General features: G+C 42.5%; 18 protein-coding genes. All 18 read left to right on the forward strand.

Annotated features, from left to right (window positions below; genetic code table 11):
• Window positions 1-75: 75 nt before the first annotated feature.
• Window positions 76-3,135, forward strand: coding sequence for an efflux RND transporter permease subunit (locus K1I43_RS04630; protein WP_009361691.1), 3,060 nt, complete (start codon window positions 76-78; stop codon window positions 3,133-3,135).
• 76 nt (window positions 3,136-3,211) lie between these two features.
• Window positions 3,212-4,021, forward strand: coding sequence for a TetR/AcrR family transcriptional regulator (locus tag K1I43_RS04635; protein WP_136260266.1), 810 nt, complete (start codon window positions 3,212-3,214; stop codon window positions 4,019-4,021).
• 11 nt (window positions 4,022-4,032) lie between these two features.
• Window positions 4,033-5,310 (forward strand): replication-associated recombination protein A, encoded by a 1,278-nt coding sequence (locus K1I43_RS04640; protein WP_136260265.1) that lies wholly within the window; start codon window positions 4,033-4,035, stop codon window positions 5,308-5,310.
• A gap of 73 nt (window positions 5,311-5,383) precedes the next feature.
• Window positions 5,384-5,800, forward strand: a complete 417-nt coding sequence (cymR, locus tag K1I43_RS04645; protein ID WP_009361688.1) for a cysteine metabolism transcriptional regulator CymR — start codon at window positions 5,384-5,386, stop codon at window positions 5,798-5,800.
• A gap of 15 nt (window positions 5,801-5,815) precedes the next feature.
• Window positions 5,816-6,961 carry a cysteine desulfurase family protein gene (locus K1I43_RS04650; RefSeq protein WP_136260264.1) on the forward strand — a complete coding sequence of 382 codons (1,146 nt, stop codon included), beginning with the start codon at window positions 5,816-5,818 and terminating at the stop codon, window positions 6,959-6,961.
• Window positions 6,958-8,073, forward strand: a complete 1,116-nt coding sequence (mnmA, locus tag K1I43_RS04655) for a tRNA 2-thiouridine(34) synthase MnmA (RefSeq protein WP_019416814.1) — start codon at window positions 6,958-6,960, stop codon at window positions 8,071-8,073. The genes K1I43_RS04650 and mnmA overlap by 4 nt, the downstream gene beginning before the upstream one ends.
• Before the next feature lie 62 nt (window positions 8,074-8,135).
• Window positions 8,136-8,792: a tetratricopeptide repeat protein gene (locus K1I43_RS04660; protein WP_009361685.1), complete on the forward strand. Its 657-nt coding sequence runs from the start codon at window positions 8,136-8,138 to the stop codon at window positions 8,790-8,792.
• A gap of 11 nt (window positions 8,793-8,803) precedes the next feature.
• Complete coding sequence (recD2, locus tag K1I43_RS04665) at window positions 8,804-11,158, forward strand: SF1B family DNA helicase RecD2 (RefSeq protein ID WP_019416816.1); 2,355 nt, start codon at window positions 8,804-8,806, stop codon at window positions 11,156-11,158.
• A 101-nt stretch (window positions 11,159-11,259) separates the two neighbouring features.
• A complete protein-coding gene (locus tag K1I43_RS04670; RefSeq protein WP_009361683.1) occupies window positions 11,260-11,451 on the forward strand; it encodes a hypothetical protein in 192 nt (63 codons plus the stop codon).
• Window positions 11,452-11,461: 10 nt separating this feature from the next.
• Entirely contained in the window at window positions 11,462-11,602 is a 141-nt protein-coding gene (locus K1I43_RS04675; RefSeq protein ID WP_006320530.1) for a YrzQ family protein, read from the forward strand.
• A gap of 89 nt (window positions 11,603-11,691) precedes the next feature.
• Window positions 11,692-12,756: an AI-2E family transporter gene (locus K1I43_RS04680; protein WP_019416817.1), complete on the forward strand. Its 1,065-nt coding sequence runs from the start codon at window positions 11,692-11,694 to the stop codon at window positions 12,754-12,756.
• 308 nt (window positions 12,757-13,064) lie between these two features.
• Window positions 13,065-15,698 (forward strand): alanine--tRNA ligase, encoded by a 2,634-nt coding sequence (gene alaS / locus K1I43_RS04685; protein WP_019416818.1) that lies wholly within the window; start codon window positions 13,065-13,067, stop codon window positions 15,696-15,698.
• An 82-nt stretch (window positions 15,699-15,780) separates the two neighbouring features.
• Window positions 15,781-16,047, forward strand: coding sequence for an IreB family regulatory phosphoprotein (locus tag K1I43_RS04690; protein ID WP_026011524.1), 267 nt, complete (start codon window positions 15,781-15,783; stop codon window positions 16,045-16,047).
• A gap of 4 nt (window positions 16,048-16,051) precedes the next feature.
• On the forward strand, window positions 16,052-16,474 hold the full coding sequence (gene ruvX, locus K1I43_RS04695) for a Holliday junction resolvase RuvX (protein WP_009361678.1): 423 nt from the start codon (window positions 16,052-16,054) through the stop codon (window positions 16,472-16,474).
• 5 nt (window positions 16,475-16,479) lie between these two features.
• Window positions 16,480-16,776 carry a DUF1292 domain-containing protein gene (locus K1I43_RS04700; protein ID WP_026011525.1) on the forward strand — a complete coding sequence of 99 codons (297 nt, stop codon included), beginning with the start codon at window positions 16,480-16,482 and terminating at the stop codon, window positions 16,774-16,776.
• An 86-nt stretch (window positions 16,777-16,862) separates the two neighbouring features.
• Window positions 16,863-17,945 (forward strand): endolytic transglycosylase MltG, encoded by a 1,083-nt coding sequence (gene mltG, locus K1I43_RS04705; protein ID WP_019416821.1) that lies wholly within the window; start codon window positions 16,863-16,865, stop codon window positions 17,943-17,945.
• A 109-nt stretch (window positions 17,946-18,054) separates the two neighbouring features.
• A complete protein-coding gene (locus K1I43_RS04710; RefSeq protein ID WP_019416822.1) occupies window positions 18,055-18,702 on the forward strand; it encodes an O-methyltransferase in 648 nt (215 codons plus the stop codon).
• Window position 18,703: 1 nt separating this feature from the next.
• Complete coding sequence (locus K1I43_RS04715; protein WP_009361674.1) at window positions 18,704-19,633, forward strand: peptidase U32 family protein; 930 nt, start codon at window positions 18,704-18,706, stop codon at window positions 19,631-19,633.
• The last annotated feature ends 3 nt before the right edge of the window (window positions 19,634-19,636 follow it).

The raw sequence follows: 19,636 nt of genomic DNA on the forward strand, positions 1-19,636 counted from the left end.
ATAGTGAAAGTGTGACTGTTCGGTCGTAATAAAACGACCGTTTGGTCATATTTCAAGAAAGAAAGGAAGAGCGGGATGAATTTTTTGACGAGGTTTAGTTTAAAAAACGCAGTCGCCGTATTTATCATTTCATTTTTACTTATATTAGGCGGATTATATTCATTTTCTTCTTTAAAAGTAGATTTACTTCCAAACATTGAGTTTCCACAATTGTCTGTGGAAGTCATTTATCCGGGTGCTTCACCAGAAGATATGAATGAACAAGTGACAGCGAAGTTAGAAGAAAAGTTTAAAGCAATTGAAGGAGTAAAGAAGCTTCAAAGTTCGTCATTTGAAAGCATCGCCATTGTCAATTTAGAATTTCCGTTTAACACCGATATGGAAAAAGTTGAGCAACAAGTTGAATCGCTGATGAAAGAAGCAAATTTGCCAGAAAACGTGCAAACGAAAGTGAATCGCTTCTCATTCGGTACGTTCCCAATTTATAATATTTCTCTATTTGCTAAAGGAGATACGAACGTACAGCAACTATTAGATGAAACAATTATTCCAGAGTTAAAAAAGATTAATGGAATTAACTCGATTTCCGTCGGCGGAATGGAAGAAAAATTCATTCAAATTACAGTAGACAAACAAAAAGCATTGCAATACGGGCTTAGCTTAACGCAAATTAAAGAACAAATTAATGAGAAGTTTTTAGCATTCCCAGCTGGAAACGTTCAAACGGAAACGGTGCAAATTCCGATTCGCGTTCAACAAAAAATTGAAACGATCGAACAGCTTGAAAATTTACCATTATCTTCTCCGATCATGAACGCATCACCAGGTGCGCCGGCAAGCGGACAAGAAGCGCCGACAACGATTACTTTAAAAGATGTCGCGAAAATTGAACCGGTTACCGAACAAGGCGAAATCACGCGCTACAATTTAAATGCAGCGCTGTCGATGGCCATTACAAAAAAGCAAGATGCGAATACGGTTGAAGTGGCAGAAAAAGTGTTAAACGTGCTTGATAAATATAAAGACAAAATCGACTATGCGATCGGATTTGATTCAGCAGAGGGAATTAAAAAGTCAGTTGAAACGCTTGTGCGTGAAGGATTGCTTGGAGCATTGTTTGCATCTATCGCGGTGCTCGTCTTTTTACGTAACGTGCGCGCAACAATTATTGCCATTGTCTCTATTCCGCTTTCGCTCTTAGTGGCATCGATTTTCTTACAACGAATGGATATTTCTTTAAACATTATGACGCTTGGGGGAATGGCGGTTGCTGTCGGACGTGTCGTAGATGATAGCATCGTCGTTATTGAAAACATTTTCCGCCGCGTTCGTAAGTCAAAGACGGGAATGACAGATGAACTCGTCGAAGATTCAACAAAAGAAATTTTAAAGGCGATTACATCATCGACTATTACGACCGTTGTTGTCTTTTTACCGCTCGGTCTTGTTGGCGGTGTGACAGGTGAGTTTTTCTTACCATTTGCGTTAACGATCGTATTTTCGCTTTTAATGTCGCTTATTGTTGCCATTACGATCGTTCCGATTTTAGCAAAATTCTCATTTAAAAAAGTGCCGCCAGAAGAAAAAGAAGGAGCGTTGCAACGAGCTTACGGCAAAGCGATTGAATGGGCGCTCGATCATAAAAAAACGGTGTTGTTCGTGTCTGTTGTATTGCTCGGTAGTTCATTTGCCATCGTACCGAAGTTAGGCTTTACATTTATTCCAAACGAAGAACAAAAAACGCTCATCGCCGCCGTCGAACTTCCTTCTTCGACGCCGTTAGAAAAAACGAATGAAGTATCGCTCCAAGTCGAGAAAATGTTTGATGAGAAGAAAGAAATTAAAGAAGTGACTGCTGGAATTGGCACGCGCGACTTCCGAAGCGGTTTAAAACGAAAAAATCAAGCGAACTATTTCATTACGTTAGAAGAGAACGTAAACGTTTCTCAATTTATTAAAGAGCTTGAAAAAGAAATGGAAGACATTGCCCAAGCGGAAGTGAAAGCGGCGAAAGTTGGCGTTCAAGAATTGCAATCTGGTGGACCGCCATCCAACAATAACGTGAACATTGACTTATACTCGACAAACTTAACGGCATTACAACAAGCAGCAAAAGATGTAGAGTCTTATTTGAAAAAACGTGACGATTTAAAATATGTGACAAACAACTTTGCAGACAAACAGAAGCAAGTCATTGTAAACATTGATCCGCAAAAAGCAGCACAATACGGAGTTTCTGGCTTCCAAATTCTTGGTACGATCGCTGATCAAACTCGTCCGGTGCAAGTGGGAACGTTAAAACTTAACGATGAAGAGCGGACGGTGCAATTGTCATATAACGAACAAATGACGTCGATGGAACAGCTAGAAAACACGCTTATTTTCACAAAGTTTGGCCCTGTTCCAGTCAAACAGTTAGCAGACGTAAAAGAAGTAGATACGTTTACATCGATTCAAAAACTAGACGGAAAAGTATTTGCGCGCGTCTCTGCTCAAATCGTAGGCGATAACATTCAAAAAGTCACACAAGACGTCATTAATGGCGTCAAACAAGACGTACAGTTACCAAAAGACGTCTCACTTGAAGGGGGCGGCGGAAGCGATGAAACGGTTGAAACGTTCCAACAGCTCGGCTTAGCGATGGCTGTTGCCATTGGGCTCGTATATATTACAATGCTCATTACGTTTGGAAAAGCGCGTATTCCGTTTATCATTTTATCGTCGCTCATATTCGTCCCAATTGGTTCATTGCTCGGTTTATTTATTGCGAATGAGCCGATGTCTGTGAGCGTCATGATCGGTTTGCTCATGCTCATCGGAATTGTCACGACTAATGCGATCGTTCTCGTTGACCGCATCGGGCAAAATCGCGAACAAAAAGGAATGGTGATTCGCGAAGCGTTAATTGAAGCAGGAAAAACGCGGCTACGCCCAATTTTAATGACAGCATTTGCGACAGTTGCCGCACTCATTCCGCTTGCGCTCACGAAATCATCAGGAACGCTCATTTCGAAAGGATTAGCGATTACAGTCATCGGTGGATTGACATCATCCACATTGTTGACGCTAATTCTCGTTCCTGTTGTGTATGAACTGTTTTTCTTCCGTCAAGCGAAAAAAGAACGTCGAGCATAATCGGTGACAGGCTGGCTGAAATTCGGTCAGCCTGTTGTGTTATAATAAAACGAGAAAACAATAAGGATGAGGGCGAATGAGCAGAAAAGAGCAAATTATTGAAGTCGCCATGAAATTGTTTGCGGAAAAAGGGTATCATGCGACATCAATGCAAGAAATTGCTGAACATAGCCATTTAGCGAAAGGGTCGCTATACAACTACTTTAAGTCAAAAGAAGAGATTGTTTTATCTATTTTTCAATATCATTACGATCAGTTGTTTCAACAATTTGCGCGCATCGCTTCAGACCGTTCGTTGACGGCGCGCGAAAAATTTTTAAAGCAACTTTCTTTACAAATTGAAGCGTTTGAACAACATAAAGAAATTGTGCAAATGCATATGGGAGATCATGCGCAAAAAGTAAGTGAAGACGTTCATGCGCTCGTTTTACGCATCCGTTCTCATTTATTTGATTGGTACATTCAGTCATTCATCGATATGTACGGAGAGCGTATTCGTCCGTTTGTGTTTGATTGTGCCATTATGTTAAATGGCATGTTAAAAGAATATTTATTTTTTGCTTTGTTCGAAAAACAACCGTTTTCTTTTCAACGTTTAGCCCCTTTTTTAATGGAGCGATTGGACGCTCTTGTCGAAAGTTTACAGCACGATATACCGCTCATTCGGCACGATGCACAAGCAGAAAAAGCGCGTGCGCTTCTGCTTATTGATGAGATGGTTGAGGAAGCACGTGATCATCATACGATGGAATTGTTGAAACAATTGAAAGAAGAAATGGAACGAGAGGAACCGCGGAAAGCGATTGTTGAAGCGTTTCTTTTATATTTACAACAAAGCGACATGCGTCAGTTCGTTCCTGCCTTACGTGCGGCGCTTGCGTTGTGAGGTGAAAAACGATGTTTACTCAAGAACCACTTGCCTATCGGATGCGTCCACGCACGATCGAAGAAGTGATCGGACAAGACGATGTGATCGGTCCACATACAGCATTATATCGAATGATTAAAAATGGATATGTTCCATCCCTTTTACTTTACGGACAACCCGGCGTTGGCAAAACGTCGCTTGCTTATGCGATTGCGGGAACGATGCAACGTCCATTTTATGCGTTAAATGCAACGACGGCAGGGAAAAAAGAAATCGAAGAAATAGTGGCAGATGCCCGCTTTGAAGGGAACGTCATTTTATTTATTGATGAAATTCATCGGTTTACAAAAGCGCAGCAAGATTATTTATTGCCGCATGTCGAAAACGGACTCATTACGCTCATAGGGGCGACGACAGAAAACCCGTTTCATTCGATTAACCCTGCTGTGCGGAGCCGTTTAGGACAAATGAAACAATTACAACCATTAACAAAAGAGAAGACGATCGAGTTATTGCATCGCGCTTTAACGGATCGTGAACGCGGATTAGGAAAGTGGCATATTGACATTAGCGATGAGGCGCTTGCCCTCATTGCCGAAGGAGCAAACGGGGATGCTCGCGTCGCATTAACGATTTTAGAAGAAGCGGTATATGCAACAAAACAAAGCGAGCATCGTGCGGTTGTTGATGCACATACCGTTTCGTTTTGCGTAGAAAAAAGGGCGTTGACGTATGATAAGCAAGGAGATACGTACTATTCTTTACTTTCAGCTTTGCAAAAAAGTGTTCGCGGCAGCGACGTAGATGCTGCGCTTCATTATTTAGCGCGGCTTCTTGAGGGAGGAGACATGACCGCAGTGTGCCGTCGCCTTGCGGTCATTGCTTATGAAGATATTGGATTGGCGAATCCGCTCATCGGTGTGAAGGTCATGAGCGCAATAGAAGCAGCGGAGCGTCTCGGGATGCCAGAAGCACGCATTCCGCTTTCGGTTGTGACGATTGAAATGTGCTTATCACCGAAATCCAATAGCGCATATAAAGCGTTAGATCAAGCGCTTGCGGATGTGCGAAGCGGAAAAGGACAGTCGATTCCGCTTCATTTACAAGACGCTCACTATGCGGGCGCGAAACATCTTGGACGCGGAATAGGGTATAAATATCCACACGATTATCCGTACGGTTGGGTGGCACAACAATACTTGCCTGATGATTTAATCGGTGTGCGATATTATGAACCGAAACGAAACGGAGAAGAAAAGCAGCTTGCTTCCGTCTATGAGCGGCTCAATGAACGAAAAAAGCAGTAACGTTCCTTTGTTCTGCACTTTTATGTTATAATGGCTTGTGTTTCTTTTGATAGTAAATAAGGGGATGATTCGTTTGAAAATATCTACGAAAGGTCGATACGGCTTAACGATTATGATTGAGTTGGCTAAGCGATATGGAGAGGGGCCAATTTCATTAAAGTCGATTGCTCAAATGAATAATTTATCGGAACATTATTTAGAACAACTCATTTCCCCATTGCGAAACGCTGGTTTAGTGAAAAGCATTCGCGGAGCGTATGGCGGCTATATTTTAGCAAATGAACCGTCGAAAATTACGGCAGGCGATGTCATTCGTGTGTTAGAAGGTCCGTTGCAAGTCGTCGAAGAGCTAGAAGACGAAGAGCCAGCGAAGCGTGAATTATGGATGCGCATTCGCGATGCGGTAAAAGAAGTATTAGATAGCACGACGCTTGAAGATTTAGCAAGCCATACTGACGATCACGGTGACGCATATATGTTTTACATTTAAGAAAGGAGAATATATTTGGAGCGCATTTATTTCGATCATGCAGCGACGTCTCCTGTTCATCCACAAGTCGTTGAGGCAATGACTCCGTATATGACGACATATTTTGGCAATCCATCAAGCATTCATTCGTTCGGCCGTGAAAGTCGACGCGCGCTTGATGAGGCGAGGGAGACAATCGCGAAAACAATTGGAGCAAAAGGAAACGAAATCATTTTTACAAGTGGCGGAACAGAAGCGGATAATTTAGCGTTGGTGGGCGTAGCGATGGCGAATCGCGATAAAGGTCGCCACATTATTACAACGTCTGTCGAGCATCATGCCGTATTAAATACGTGCAAATATTTACAAAAACAAGGGTTTGATGTGACGTATTTACCTGTTGATGAGCATGGCATCATTTCGGTTGAACAGCTAAAAAGCGCGTTGCGCGATGATACGATTATCGTATCTGTGATGTTTGGCAACAATGAAACGGGCGTTTTGCAACCGATTTATGACATCGGGCAATTGCTTCGTGACCATGGGGCGTATTTTCATACGGATGCCGTTCAAGCGTACGGTTTAGTTCCGATGGACGTTCGTGAACTTGGCGTTCATTTACTTTCCGTATCTAGCCATAAAATTAACGGGCCAAAAGGAGTCGGCTTTTTATATGTACGCGAAGGCGTTCGTCTTACCCCGCACATATACGGAGGAGAACAAGAACGAAAACGGCGTGCAGGAACAGAAAACGTACCCGGTATTGTCGGATTGCAAAAAGCGGCAGAGATCGCTCAGCAAACGATGGCTGAAAAACGAGCGTTATATGAACAGTTTCAAAAAGTGATGTTAAAGACGTTTGCACAAGAAGGGATTCATTACGCAATCAATGGTCATGAAACATATCGTTTACCACACGTATTAAATGTGTCGTTTTTCGGAACAAATGTGGAAGCATTGCTTGTCAATTTAGATTTAGCAGGCATTGCCGCGTCAAGCGGCTCGGCGTGCACAGCGGGTTCGATTGATCCGTCACATGTGTTAGTAGCGATGTACGGAAATGAATCGGAGCGCATTCGCTCATCTGTTCGTTTTAGTTTTGGGTATGGAAATACGTTGGAACAAGTAGAACAAGCATCATATGACATTGTAAAAATTGTGAAGCGACTAACGAAAGCATGAAAGGAGGGAGACGAATGGCAAGAGTTGTTGTCGGAATGTCTGGCGGTGTCGACTCATCTGTCGCAGCGCTGTTGCTAAAACAACAAGGATACGATGTGATCGGCATTTTTATGAAAAACTGGGATGATACAGATGAAAACGGGGTATGTACAGCGACGGAAGATTACGAAGATGTCGTGCGTGTATGTAACCAAATTGGTATTCCATATTATGCCGTCAACTTCGAAAAGCAATATTGGGAGAAAGTATTTACGTATTTTTTAGAAGAATATAAAGCAGGACGTACGCCAAATCCAGATGTCATGTGCAATAAAGAAATTAAATTTAAAGCATTTTTAGAACATGCGATGGCGCTTGGAGCTGACTATTTAGCGACAGGGCATTATGCGCGCGTCGCTTATCGCGATGGTGAATATCAATTGTTGCGCGGATTAGATGCGAATAAAGATCAAACGTACTTTTTAAATCAGCTCGGACAAGCGCAATTATCGAAAGTGCTGTTTCCGATTGGAGAATTGCAAAAATCGCAAGTGCGTGAAATAGCAAAAGAGGCGGGGCTTGCAACAGCAGGAAAAAAAGATAGCACGGGCATTTGTTTTATCGGTGAACGCAATTTTAAACAGTTTTTAAGCAATTATTTACCTGCACAACCGGGCAAGATGCAAACGCTCGATGGAGAAGTAAAAGGTACGCATGACGGGCTCATGTATTATACGATCGGACAGCGTCACGGACTTGGCATCGGCGGGAGCGGAGAGCCATGGTTTGTTGTCGGAAAAAATTTAAAGGAAAATGTTTTATACGTCGCACAAGGATTTGATAACGAATTGCTTTATTCGGATGCCATTATTGCGACGAATGTCAATTGGGTAAGTGATCGAAAGCCGCACGAACCGATTTCATGTACGGCAAAATTCCGTTATCGTCAACCAGATGTGCCAGTTACTGTAGAAATGATTGACGAGACGACAGCGAGTGTATCATTTAGCCAACGCGTGCGCGCAGTGACGCCGGGACAAGCGGTTGTGTTTTATTATGGTGAACAATGTCTCGGTGGCGGTACGATCGATCAAGTATTTCGCGATGGCAATCGACTCACATACGTTGGCTAACCTTCAACTCGACAGACGAGTTGAAGGCTTTTTTGTTATAATATGCATATGAGGTGAGATCAATGGATTACAATGCACAAGGCATTCAATATATGCAGCAACGTAAATATGAAGAAGCGGTCAAATGTTTTCATGAAGCAATTGAACAAAACCCGAACGATCCTGTTGGCTACATTAATTTTGGGAATGTGTTGGCAGCGGTTGGAGAAGAAGAAAAAGCGATTCGTTTTTTTAAAAAAGCGCTTGAACTTGATGAAAAAGCAGCGACAGCATATTACGGTCTCGGATCCATTTATTATAACCAGCAACAGTTCGAACGAGCGAAAGAACAATTTGAACGAGCTATTCAGGCTGGATTAACAGACGGCGATGTCTTTTTTATGCTCGGTATGTCGCTTATGTACTTAGAGCAGCCGCGTTTAGCGATGCCGTATTTACAACGGGCCGTAGAACTAAACGAGCGCGATGTGGAAGCAACGTTTCAACTTGGGCTTTGTTTAGCACAATTGCAGTTTGTGGATGAGGCGATGACTTATTTTGAACGCACTGTGCAATTAAACAATCGACATGCAGATGCTTACTACAATTTAGGTGTCGCATACGCATATAAGGACGATCCACAAACAGCCCATGCGATGTTCGAACAGGCGCTTGCTATTCAGCCGGATCATTTACTTGCAGGACACGGGAAAAAGCTAATGGAACGAGCGTTACAATAAAAAAGGGGGAGATGGCGTTGCAACAACAGCTAGATTTAGACGAGCGATCGTTTATTAAAGGCGTCCATATTGGCACGATTTTTCATAACGAAGACAATTTATATTCTGTCATTCGTGTACGCGTGGAAGAGACAAATGAAGCGCATATAGAAAAAGACGTTGTTGTAACAGGCTATTTCCCTTTGCTCGGAGAGTATGACACATATACGTTTTTCGGTTCGTTTAAAGAACATCCACGATTCGGGAAACAATATGTTGTCGAGCATTTTCGGAAAGAGTTTCCTGAAACAAAAGAAGGAGTTATTCAATATTTATCAGGTGGCATGTTTAAAGGAATCGGAAAAAAAACAGCCGCCGCCATCGTAGAAACGTTAGGCGAGAGGGCCATTTCTAAAATATTAGAAGACCCCGATGTGCTTGCGAACGTACCAAAATTGACAAAAGCAAAAGCGAAGCAGTTGTATGAAACGTTGCGCGAACATGAAGGGCTAGAACAAATTATGATCGCCTTGTCACAATTCGGATTCGGTCCGCAGTTGTCGATGAAAATTTATCAAGTGTACAAAGATGAAACGTTACAAATCATTCGCACAAATCCGTATCAGCTTGTAGAAGACGTTGAAGGGATCGGATTTGGCCGAGCGGATGATCTCGGTTTGCAGCTTGGCATTTCGGGCAATCACCCTGATCGTATTCGCGCAGGTTGTTTATATGTCATTGAACAACATTGTATGCAAGAAGGGCACGTCTATATGACGTATGAACAACTGCTTACGGAAGTGAAACAACTACTAGAAGCCAAACGTCAAGAACTCGTCGACATCGCTTGTATTTCCCGCGAAATCGTTCATTTATCTGAGGAAGGAAAGTTAATCGCTGAAGAAGATCGTTTTTACATTCCTTCGCTATATTTTGCCGAAAAAGGCATTGTGTCAAACGTAAAGCGACTGCTTGAGCAAACGGGCACGGCTACGTTTTCTGAAGCTGAATTTTTACTTGCGCTTGGAGAATGGGAAGAAGAGGCAAACATTCAATACTCGCAAAAGCAAAAAGAAGCGATTCAACAAGCACTTTGTTCCCCTTTATTTATTTTAACGGGCGGACCGGGCACAGGAAAAACGACGGTCATTAACGGCATTGTTCATTTGTTTGCGAAATTGCATGGGCTATCGCTTGATCCGGCGAGCTATGATGCGGAAGAGCCATTCCCTATTTTGCTTGCTGCTCCAACTGGACGTGCAGCGAAGCGCATGACGGAATCGACAGGATTGCCTGCGATGACGATTCATCGTTTGCTCGGTTGGAGCGGTGACGGATTTCAGCGTGGAGAAGATGAACCGATTTGCGGAAAACTATTAATCGTTGATGAAATGTCGATGGTTGATACATGGTTAGCTAATCAGTTATTAAAATCTGTCCCAACAACGATGCAAGTCATTTTCGTTGGCGACGAAGACCAATTACCTTCTGTCGGTCCGGGACAAGTGTTAAAAGATTTGCTTCGCGCAAACGTCATTCCGACCGTTCGGCTAACAGACATTTATCGTCAAGCGGAAGGTTCATCCATTATTTCGCTTGCTCATGCAATTAAAGATGGAAACATTCCTCACGATTTGACGTCTCCACAAAAAGATCGCTCATTTATTCGTTGTACGAGTGGACAAGTGGTTGACGTCGTAAAAAAAGTTGCTGAAAATGCAAAACAAAAAGGATATCGCGCAAAAGATGTGCAAGTGCTTGCGCCGATGTATCGCGGCCACGCAGGAATTGATCGGCTCAACGAGACGCTTCAACAACTATTTAATCCGAAATGTGACAATAAACGTGAACTTGTTTTTGGTGATGTCGTTTATCGCGTGGGTGACAAAGTGTTGCAACTCGTCAATCAGCCAGACGAAAACGTATTTAACGGTGACATTGGTGAAATTGTTGCTATTTTTTACGCTAACGAAAATGTTGAAAAACAGGACCTTGTCGTCGTTTCGTTTGATGGGAATGAAGTGACGTACCCAAAACAAGAATTGCATCAAGTGACGCATGCATATTGTTGTTCGATTCATAAATCCCAAGGAAGTGAATTTCCGATCGTCATTTTGCCTGTCGTAAAAAGCTATTATCGTATGCTTCGGCGCAATTTATTATACACAGCGATTACGCGCAGTAAGCAATATTTAATTTTATGCGGTGAAGAAGAAGCATTCCAACTCGGAGTGATGCGAACAGAAGATGGAACGAGACAGACGACATTATACGAAAAATTAATCGCTGCTCTTTCACCTGAACAACAACTGCTTCCGATGGAAGATGCGAACATCGGAATGGAAGGTGTTACCCCGTATGACTTTATGGAAAATGACGTAACATAATGACGGACACACATATTCGCACGCTCCTTTTTTCGTTGACGTATGTTTGCGTAAAAAAATGACAAAGATAGAAGAAAAAATAAAAAGGAGCGTGTCCTTTTATGTTAAAGTGTCCGAATTGTCAAAGTAAAGATTTAGGGAAAATCGGTGTGAATCAGTATTATTGTTGGAACTGTTTTATTGAGCTAACCGTTCAAAAAGGTATGATCCATACGCACCAAGTCGAAGAAGACGGGACGCTTAGCTCGCTCGACGATTTGTTTAGTGAACAAGAACGAACTTTGTTTTCGTAATGAAAGGAGAATGACGATGAATCGAACAATCGCTTCTTTAATTGCGATCGGTGCAGGAGTAGCCGCATATCAATTAGCGCAACGAAACGGTGGCATGAACATGCGCAACGTGCGAAAAGTCGGCAAACAAATGTTGCGTCCATTTATGTAACGAAAAACCGGCAATCTCATCTGAGGTTGCCGGTTTTTGTATAACATCTTTCTTTTCACCCTACACTATAAACAAAGGGAGGGATCATCTTGGAACATTCACATCTTCATTTTTTCGTTCGTTTCACGAAATTGTTATTCGTTTTAGTTTGCCTATATTTTATTGTAAAGCTCAAGTCCGTATGGCTACCGTTTTTACACTTATTTATAAAAATTGTGACCCCTTTTTTCATCGCTGCGTTTATTACATACTTATTGCATCCGGTCGTTGAATACGTTCATCAACGCGGCATGCCGAGGGCGCTTGCTATTCTTTCGATTTACGTCTTATTTTTTGGAGGAATCGGTTTTGCCGTCTATAAAGGGACACCGTTATTTATCGCTCAGTTGGAAGACTTAAATAAAAGTTTGCCGATGTTTGTTCGCACATACGAACAATGGACGAATGCCATTCATGAACAAACGGCAACGTGGCCTTATGATGTTCATCAACGCATCGAGGCGATGATAGCGGAAGCGGAATCATTTATTAGCCAGGCGGTCACAGGTGCGATTATCGGGCTGAAACAGATCATTAATCGAGTGATCATTTTTTTTATTATCCCGTTTATCGCTTTTTACATGTTAAAAGATGTGGAACTGATTAAAAAAACCGCGTGGGATTTAACACCGAAAAAATGGCGAAAGCAAGGTGTTCAATTTTTACGCGACGTCGATCGAACGCTCGGTGGCTATATTCGTGGCCAATTGTTCGTTTGCTTATTGATCGGGACGGCTGCCACGCTTGCGTTTTGGCTCATCGGCATGAAATATCCGCTTTTGCTCGGCATCATCGTTGGTGCGACAAATGTCATTCCTTATTTCGGGCCGATTATTGGCGCGATTCCAGCCGCCATTATCGCCGCGACGATGTCAGTAAACATGTTGTTTCTTACTGTCGGCATCGTTTTTTTATTACAGTTTATTGAGGGAAACATTTTATCACCTTTGATCGTAGGGAAAAGTTTACATTTACATCCGCTCATCATTATGTTTTCGCTATTTGTCGGTGGAGAAATAGGTGGAGTGCTCGGTTTAATTGTCGCTGTTCCAATTGTTGCGATCGCAAAGGAGACATTTACGCACATTCGTACGTTGAAAACAATGGTGCATTGACAAAAAAAAGGGGCTTGTCTATAATTTTCACAAGAGTAATACATACAAAAACGATGAAGGATCAAGTATGTTACAGTCCATCTTAAAGCGCTTTTGGCGCACAGAGAGGAATTTCCGCGGCTGAAAGAAATTCCAGATGAAGGGTAACAGAACGCTAATCCGGAGTGCAGGCAAACCCTGCCGACGAAGCCACGTTACGGCGGTTGAGGTGATGGACGCTTTGTCCATAAACAGGGTGGTACCGCGAGCAAGCTCTCGTCCCTGAGCAGGGATGGGAGTTTTTTATATTTTTAAGGGAGGAAGGAAACGTGAAAAAGCTAACATCTGCTCAAGTACGTCAAATGTTTTTAGACTTTTTTAAAGAAAAAGGTCACGCAGTTGAGCCGAGCGCATCGCTTATTCCAATTGACGACCCATCGTTGTTATGGATTAACAGCGGTGTCGCAACGTTAAAAAAATATTTTGATGGCCGTGTCATTCCGGACAACCCGCGCATTTGTAATGCGCAAAAATCGATTCGCACAAACGATATTGAAAACGTTGGAAAAACAGCGCGCCATCATACGTTTTTTGAAATGCTCGGAAACTTTTCAATCGGTGACTATTTTAAGCGCGAAGCCATTCATTGGGCATGGGAGTTTTTAACGAGCGAAAAATGGATCGGTTTTGATCCAAACCGTCTTTCTGTTACGATTCATCCAGAAGATGAAGAAGCGTTTGACATTTGGCATAACGAAATTGGTTTGCCAGAAGAACGAATTATTCGGTTGGAAGGAAACTTCTGGGATATCGGAGAAGGCCCAAGCGGTCCAAATACAGAAATTTTCTACGATCGCGGGGAACAATTTGGTAACGATCCGAACGATCCTGAATTATATCCTGGCGGAGAAAACGAACGTTATTTAGAAGTATGGAACCTCGTCTTTTCTCAATTTAACCATAACCCTGACGGCACGTATACGCCGCTTCCGAAGAAAAACATTGATACAGGCATGGGGCTAGAGCGGATGTGCTCGATTTTACAAGATGTGCCGACAAACTTCGATACGGATTTATTTATGCCAATTATTCGGGCGACGGAACAAATTTCAGGTGAAACATATCGCACCGATGCAGAAAAAGATGTCGCATTTAAAGTCATTGCCGACCATATTCGTACAGTCACGTTTGCCATTGGCGACGGAGCGCTGCCATCAAACGAAGGACGTGGTTACGTCTTGCGTCGCTTATTGCGCCGTGCGGTTCGCTATGCAAAACAATTAAACATTCAACGTCCATTTATGTATGAGCTCGTTCCTGTTGTCGGCGAAATTATGGTCGACTATTATCCGGAAGTGAAAGAAAAAGCACAATTTATTCAAAAAGTAATTAAAAACGAAGAAGAGCGCTTCCATGAAACGTTAAACGAAGGCCTTGCGATTTTAGCGAGCGTCATCGAAAAAGAAAAACAACGTGGTAGCGACACGATTAGCGGCGAAGATGTATTCCGTTTGTACGATACGTACGGCTTCCCGGTTGAATTAACGGAAGAGTATGCAGCCGAAGAAGGAATGAAAGTCGACCACGACGGTTTTGAACGTGAAATGGATCGTCAACGTGAGCGAGCACGTGCTGCGCGTCAAGATGTTGATTCGATGCAAGTTCAAGGCGGCGTATTAGGCGACATTAAAGTGGAAAGTACGTTTGTCGGCTACGAACAACTTTCTGTTTCCTCTGTCGTAGAAGTCATCGTAAAAGACGGTCAACTTGTGAATGAAGTACGTGCAGGGGAAGAAGCACAAGTCATTTTACGTGAAACGCCGTTTTATGCAGAAAGCGGTGGACAAATTGCTGACCGCGGTTGGATCGAAGGAGAAACAGGAAAAGCGTATGTCAAAGACGTACAAAAAGCGCCAAACGGTCAAAATTTACATCATATCGTTGTCGAACAAGGTGTCATTCAAACGAACGGCACATATACAGCGCATGTCGATGAAGCGGCGCGCGTCGATATCGTGAAAAACCATACAGCGACACACTTATTACATCAAGCGCTAAAAGATGTGCTTGGCGTGCATGTGAACCAAGCCGGTTCTCTCGTTGCACCTGATCGTTTACGTTTTGACTTTACTCATTTCGGTCAAGTGAAACAAGAAGAACTTGAACAAATTGAAGCGATTGTCAACGAACAAATTTGGCGCAATCTTCCTGTCAACATTGACTATAAGCCGCTTGATGAAGCGAAAGCGATGGGGGCGATGGCGCTATTTGGCGAAAAATACGGTGACATTGTGCGCGTTGTGCAAGTAGGCGATTATAGCTTAGAACTTTGCGGTGGTTGCCATGTCACAAATACAGCGGAAATCGGCTTGTTTAAAATCGTTTCTGAATCGGGCATTGGCGCAGGTACACGCCGCATTGAAGCGGTCACAGGAAAAGCAGCGTATCGTTTAATGAACGATCAAATTGCTTTGTTAAAAGAAGTAGCGGAAAAATTAAAAACGAACCCGAAAGATGTGCTTATGCGCATTGATACGCTCATGAACGACATGCGCGAATTGCAGCGTGAAAACGAATCGCTTGCTGCTCGTTTAAGCCATATGGAAGCAGAAAACTTAGTCAATCAAGCAAAAGAAATCAATGGCGTTCAACTTGTCGTAAGCAAAGTGAATAACGCCGATATGAACAGCTTACGTGCGATGGTCGATGATTTAAAACAAAAATTAGGATCAGCAATCATTGTGCTTGCTTCTGTACAACAAAATAAAGTAAACTTAATTGCTGGTGTCACAAACGACTTAATCGACCGCGGTTATCACGCTGGAAAACTCATTAAAGAAGTGGCGACGCGTTGCGGCGGCGGCGGTGGTGGCCGAGCAGATATGGCGCAAGCAGGCGGAAAAGATGCGAATAAAGTAGACGAAGCATTGAAATTTGTCGAGCAGTGGGTAAAATCTGTTTAATAAACGGTGGAAATCGTGTACAATGGATGTAAGGATGGATATGCCAGATTTCTCGGAACGTGAGAGTGGGGTGCAAAAAACGGTGAGTTCGTTTGATAACACAATGCAATTTAACTTCTCGGAAGAACCGATGAACGTCGATGTTCGAGAAGTATTGCTTACTGTATACGACGCGTTGCAAGAAAAAGGATATAACCCGATTAACCAAATTGTCGGCTACTTATTGTCTGGTGATCCAGCTTACATCCCTCGCCATAAAGATGCCAGAAACTTAATTCGCAAAGTTGATCGTGACGAATTAATTGAAGAATTAGTGAAATTCTATTTACGAACACATCGCGAGGAATAGCCATATGCGTATTTTAGGATTAGACCTTGGAACGAAAACGCTCGGCGTTGCCGTAAGCGACGAATTAGGATGGACGGCTCAAGGCATCGAGACGATTCGCATCGATGAAGAACATGGCGAATATGGTTTTGACCGTTTGCGGCAATTGATCGAGCAATATGCGGTCGAAGAAATCGTTGTCGGGTTTCCGAAAAACATGAACGGCACGATCGGACCGCGCGGTGAGGCGACAAAACGCTTTGCAGAACAAGTGAAACAAACGTTTTCACTTCCTGTCGTCTTGTGGGACGAAAGGCTGTCTACCATGGCGGCAGAGCGGATGTTGATCGCTGCGGACGTCAGTCGAAAAAAACGAAAACAAGTGATCGATAAAATGGCCGCAGTGATGATTTTACAATCGTATTTGGACCATAAACAATTGAGGTGAACATGATGGAACACGGTGAAAAACACATTACAGTCGTTGATGAAAACGGCGACGAGCAACTTTGTGAAGTATTATTTACGTTTGAATCTGAGAAATTTGGAAAATCTTATGTTTTGTACTACCCAATTGGTGCAGAAGAAGATGACAACGAAGAAATCGAAATTCACGCATCTTCCTTTATCCCAGCAGAAGATGGGCAAGCAGGAGAATTGCAGCCGATCGAAACAGAAGAAGAATGGGATATGATCGAAGAAATGTTAAACACATTCCTCGGCGAAGAGGAAGAAGAAGAGGAAGAGTAAGAGGCTGACTGCGCGTCAGCTTCTTTTTTTATTTATGTCATGTCGGTGTTTGTAGTATAATGTCAGAAGTGAGGGGAGGATAGCGTATGTTACAAGAACATGAAGCGAAAACGGTGCGTAAAATGGTCTTATATATTACTGCACCTTTGTTATTGTTAATGGTTGCCGCGTGCATTGGTATATTTGTATACATTCGTTCAGCGTTGCAGCCTGTTGATCCGAACGATAAAACACCAATTCAAGTTGAAATTCCGATTGGCTCATCTGTATCTACCATTGCGACTATACTAGAAAAACAAGGTGTCGTAAAAGATGCGACGATTTTTCGGTATTACGTAAAATTTAAAAACCATGCCGATTTTCAAGCTGGCAATTATACGTTTACAAAAGCAATGACATTTGAACAAATTGTAAAGCAGCTAAAAACAGGAAAAATCGTGAAAGAAGCGAAATTAAAAATAACGATTCCAGAAGGAAAACAGCTAACGCAAATTGCAACGATTATTTCGCAAAAAACGGGCTACTCTACAGAATACATTATGGCGAAATTAACAAACCGAACATACATTGAAGAGTTAATGAAAAAATATCCTTCTGTTTTAACAGCAGACATTTTAAATAAAAATATTCGCTATGCGCTTGAAGGATATTTATTCCCAGCAACTTATTCATTTACGGAAGAAAAACCGCCGCTTGAAGAAATGATTGAAACAATGATCGCCAAAACGGAAGAAATATTGGCAAAATATACGGAAGATATGGAAACGCGCGGGATGACGGTTCATCAATTGTTAACGATGGCATCGCTTATTGAAGAAGAAGCGACAGAAAAAGCAGATCGCGAAAAAATCGCAAGTGTATTTTACAATCGATTGGAAAAAGGTATGCCACTTCAAACAGACCCAACGGTTTTATATGCGCTCGGAAAGCATAAACAACGTGTATATTACAAAGACTTGGAAGTAAACTCACCGTATAACACATACATGTATAAAGGACTTCCACCGGGCCCAATTGCAAATGCTGGTGAAATGTCGCTTCATGCTGCGCTTCATCCAGCTGACACAGATTACTTTTACTTTTTAGCGACACCAACGGGCGATGTTATTTTTACAAAAACACTTGACGAACATAATCGCGAAAAAGCAAAATATATCGGAAAGCAATAAAACGTTCGCTTTTTATTTTGATTTATGGTAGTATATATAAAGTTATGGATCGTGATGAAACAAGAGTTCAATTCGTTTGAACTCTTGTTTTTGCGAGGAGGACAGTTCGTTGGTAAATCAGGAAATGATTCAATATCTAGAACGATTACTACCAAAAAAAGAAGAAGCAATCGTAGCGATGGAACGATATGCGCGTGAACATAACGTTCCGATTATGGATGCGCTTAGCATCGAAACGATGTTGCACATGTTAAAACTCGTTCAACCGATGCGCATTTTAGAAATTGGCACGGCGATTGGCTACTCTGCCATTCGAATGGCGAAAGCGTTGCCGCATGTACACATTGTCACGATCGAACGCGATGAAGAGCGCTATAAACAAGCGCTCGTTTATGTAGAACAAACGAATACGAAAAAGCAAGTGACGTTATTGTTTGGCGATGCGCTCGAAATGGGCGACGAAGTGAAAAAGCATACTCCTTTTGACGTATTATTTATTGACGCGGCAAAAGGACAATATCGCCGCTTTTTTGAATTGTACGAGCCGCTATTAAGCGAGCGGGGGATGATTATAACGGATAACGTACTATTTAAGGGACTTGTCGCTACACATGAACCGATTGAACAAAAACGCATTCGCCAGCTTATTAAAAAAATCCAAGCATATAACGAATGGCTAATGGCGCATCCGCGCTATGAAACGGTCATCATTCCGATCGGTGATGGAATGGCGATATCGAGAAAAAGAGGTGAATGACATGAAAAAACCAGAATTGCTTGTTACACCAACGAGCGTTGCACATATGGAACAACTTGCTCAAGCGGGAGCAAATGCTGTAATGATTGGGGAACAACGGTACGGCTTACGCTTAGCGGGGGAATTTTCAAGACAAGATATTATCGATGCCATGCACGTGGCACGAAAGTACGATGTGCGCGTATATGTTGCGATGAACGCGCTTTTTCATAACGATAAAGTAGATGAACTAAGTGATTACGTTCGCTTTTTATCCGAACAACAAGTGGATGCCATCGTATTTGGCGATCCAGCGGTGTTAATGACAGTGCGAGAAGTCGCACCGCATATGAAACTGCATTGGAACACAGAAACGACAGCGACAAACTGGTATGCGTGCAACTATTGGGGACGAAAGGGAGCGAAACGTGCCGTCTTAGCGCGAGAGTTAAACATGGAAGAAATTATCGATATTAAAAATCATGCAGAAGTGGAAATTGAAGTGCAAGTACACGGCATGACGTGCATGTTTCAGTCGAAGCGTTCCCTCATCGGCAACTATTTTGAATATCAAGGAAAGTTTATGGAAGTACAACAAATGAAATATGCGAAAGGGCTCTTTTTATACGATAAAGAGCGCGACAATAAATATCCGATTTTTGAAGATGAAAACGGTACGCATATTATGAGTCCAAATGACATTTGCATTATTGATGAGCTCGAAGACATGATTGATGCGGGCGTCGATAGCTTTAAAATTGATGGCGTGCTTCATGAGCCAGAGTATATTACCGAAGTGACAAAACTATATCGTCGTGCGATCGATTTGTGCGCAGAAAATCGCGAGCAATACGAAGAAGAAAAAGGCGAGTTGCTTGCGCGCATTGAAGCCATTCAGCCAACACATCGTCCGTTAGATACCGGCTTTTTCTTTAAAGAAACTGTATATTAAACG

It is taken from the genome of Anoxybacillus sp. ST70, from assembly GCF_019553625.1.
Classification (GTDB): domain Bacteria; phylum Bacillota; class Bacilli; order Bacillales; family Anoxybacillaceae; genus Anoxybacillus; species Anoxybacillus gonensis.

Coding starts and splice junctions, on each gene's coding strand:
- recD2 (WP_019416816.1), top strand. CDS start 8,804: ATGGCGTTGCAACAACAGCTAGATTTAGACGAGCGATCGTTTATTAAA.
- K1I43_RS04700 (WP_026011525.1), top strand. CDS start 16,480: ATGGAACACGGTGAAAAACACATTACAGTCGTTGATGAAAACGGCGAC.
- mnmA (WP_019416814.1), top strand. CDS start 6,958: ATGAAAGGAGGGAGACGAATGGCAAGAGTTGTTGTCGGAATGTCTGGC.
- K1I43_RS04715 (WP_009361674.1), top strand. CDS start 18,704: ATGAAAAAACCAGAATTGCTTGTTACACCAACGAGCGTTGCACATATG.
- K1I43_RS04660 (WP_009361685.1), top strand. CDS start 8,136: ATGGATTACAATGCACAAGGCATTCAATATATGCAGCAACGTAAATAT.
- K1I43_RS04670 (WP_009361683.1), top strand. CDS start 11,260: ATGTTAAAGTGTCCGAATTGTCAAAGTAAAGATTTAGGGAAAATCGGT.
- ruvX (WP_009361678.1), top strand. CDS start 16,052: ATGCGTATTTTAGGATTAGACCTTGGAACGAAAACGCTCGGCGTTGCC.
- K1I43_RS04635 (WP_136260266.1), top strand. CDS start 3,212: ATGAGCAGAAAAGAGCAAATTATTGAAGTCGCCATGAAATTGTTTGCG.
- K1I43_RS04640 (WP_136260265.1), top strand. CDS start 4,033: ATGTTTACTCAAGAACCACTTGCCTATCGGATGCGTCCACGCACGATC.
- K1I43_RS04630 (WP_009361691.1), top strand. CDS start 76: ATGAATTTTTTGACGAGGTTTAGTTTAAAAAACGCAGTCGCCGTATTT.
- mltG (WP_019416821.1), top strand. CDS start 16,863: ATGTTACAAGAACATGAAGCGAAAACGGTGCGTAAAATGGTCTTATAT.
- K1I43_RS04675 (WP_006320530.1), top strand. CDS start 11,462: ATGACGATGAATCGAACAATCGCTTCTTTAATTGCGATCGGTGCAGGA.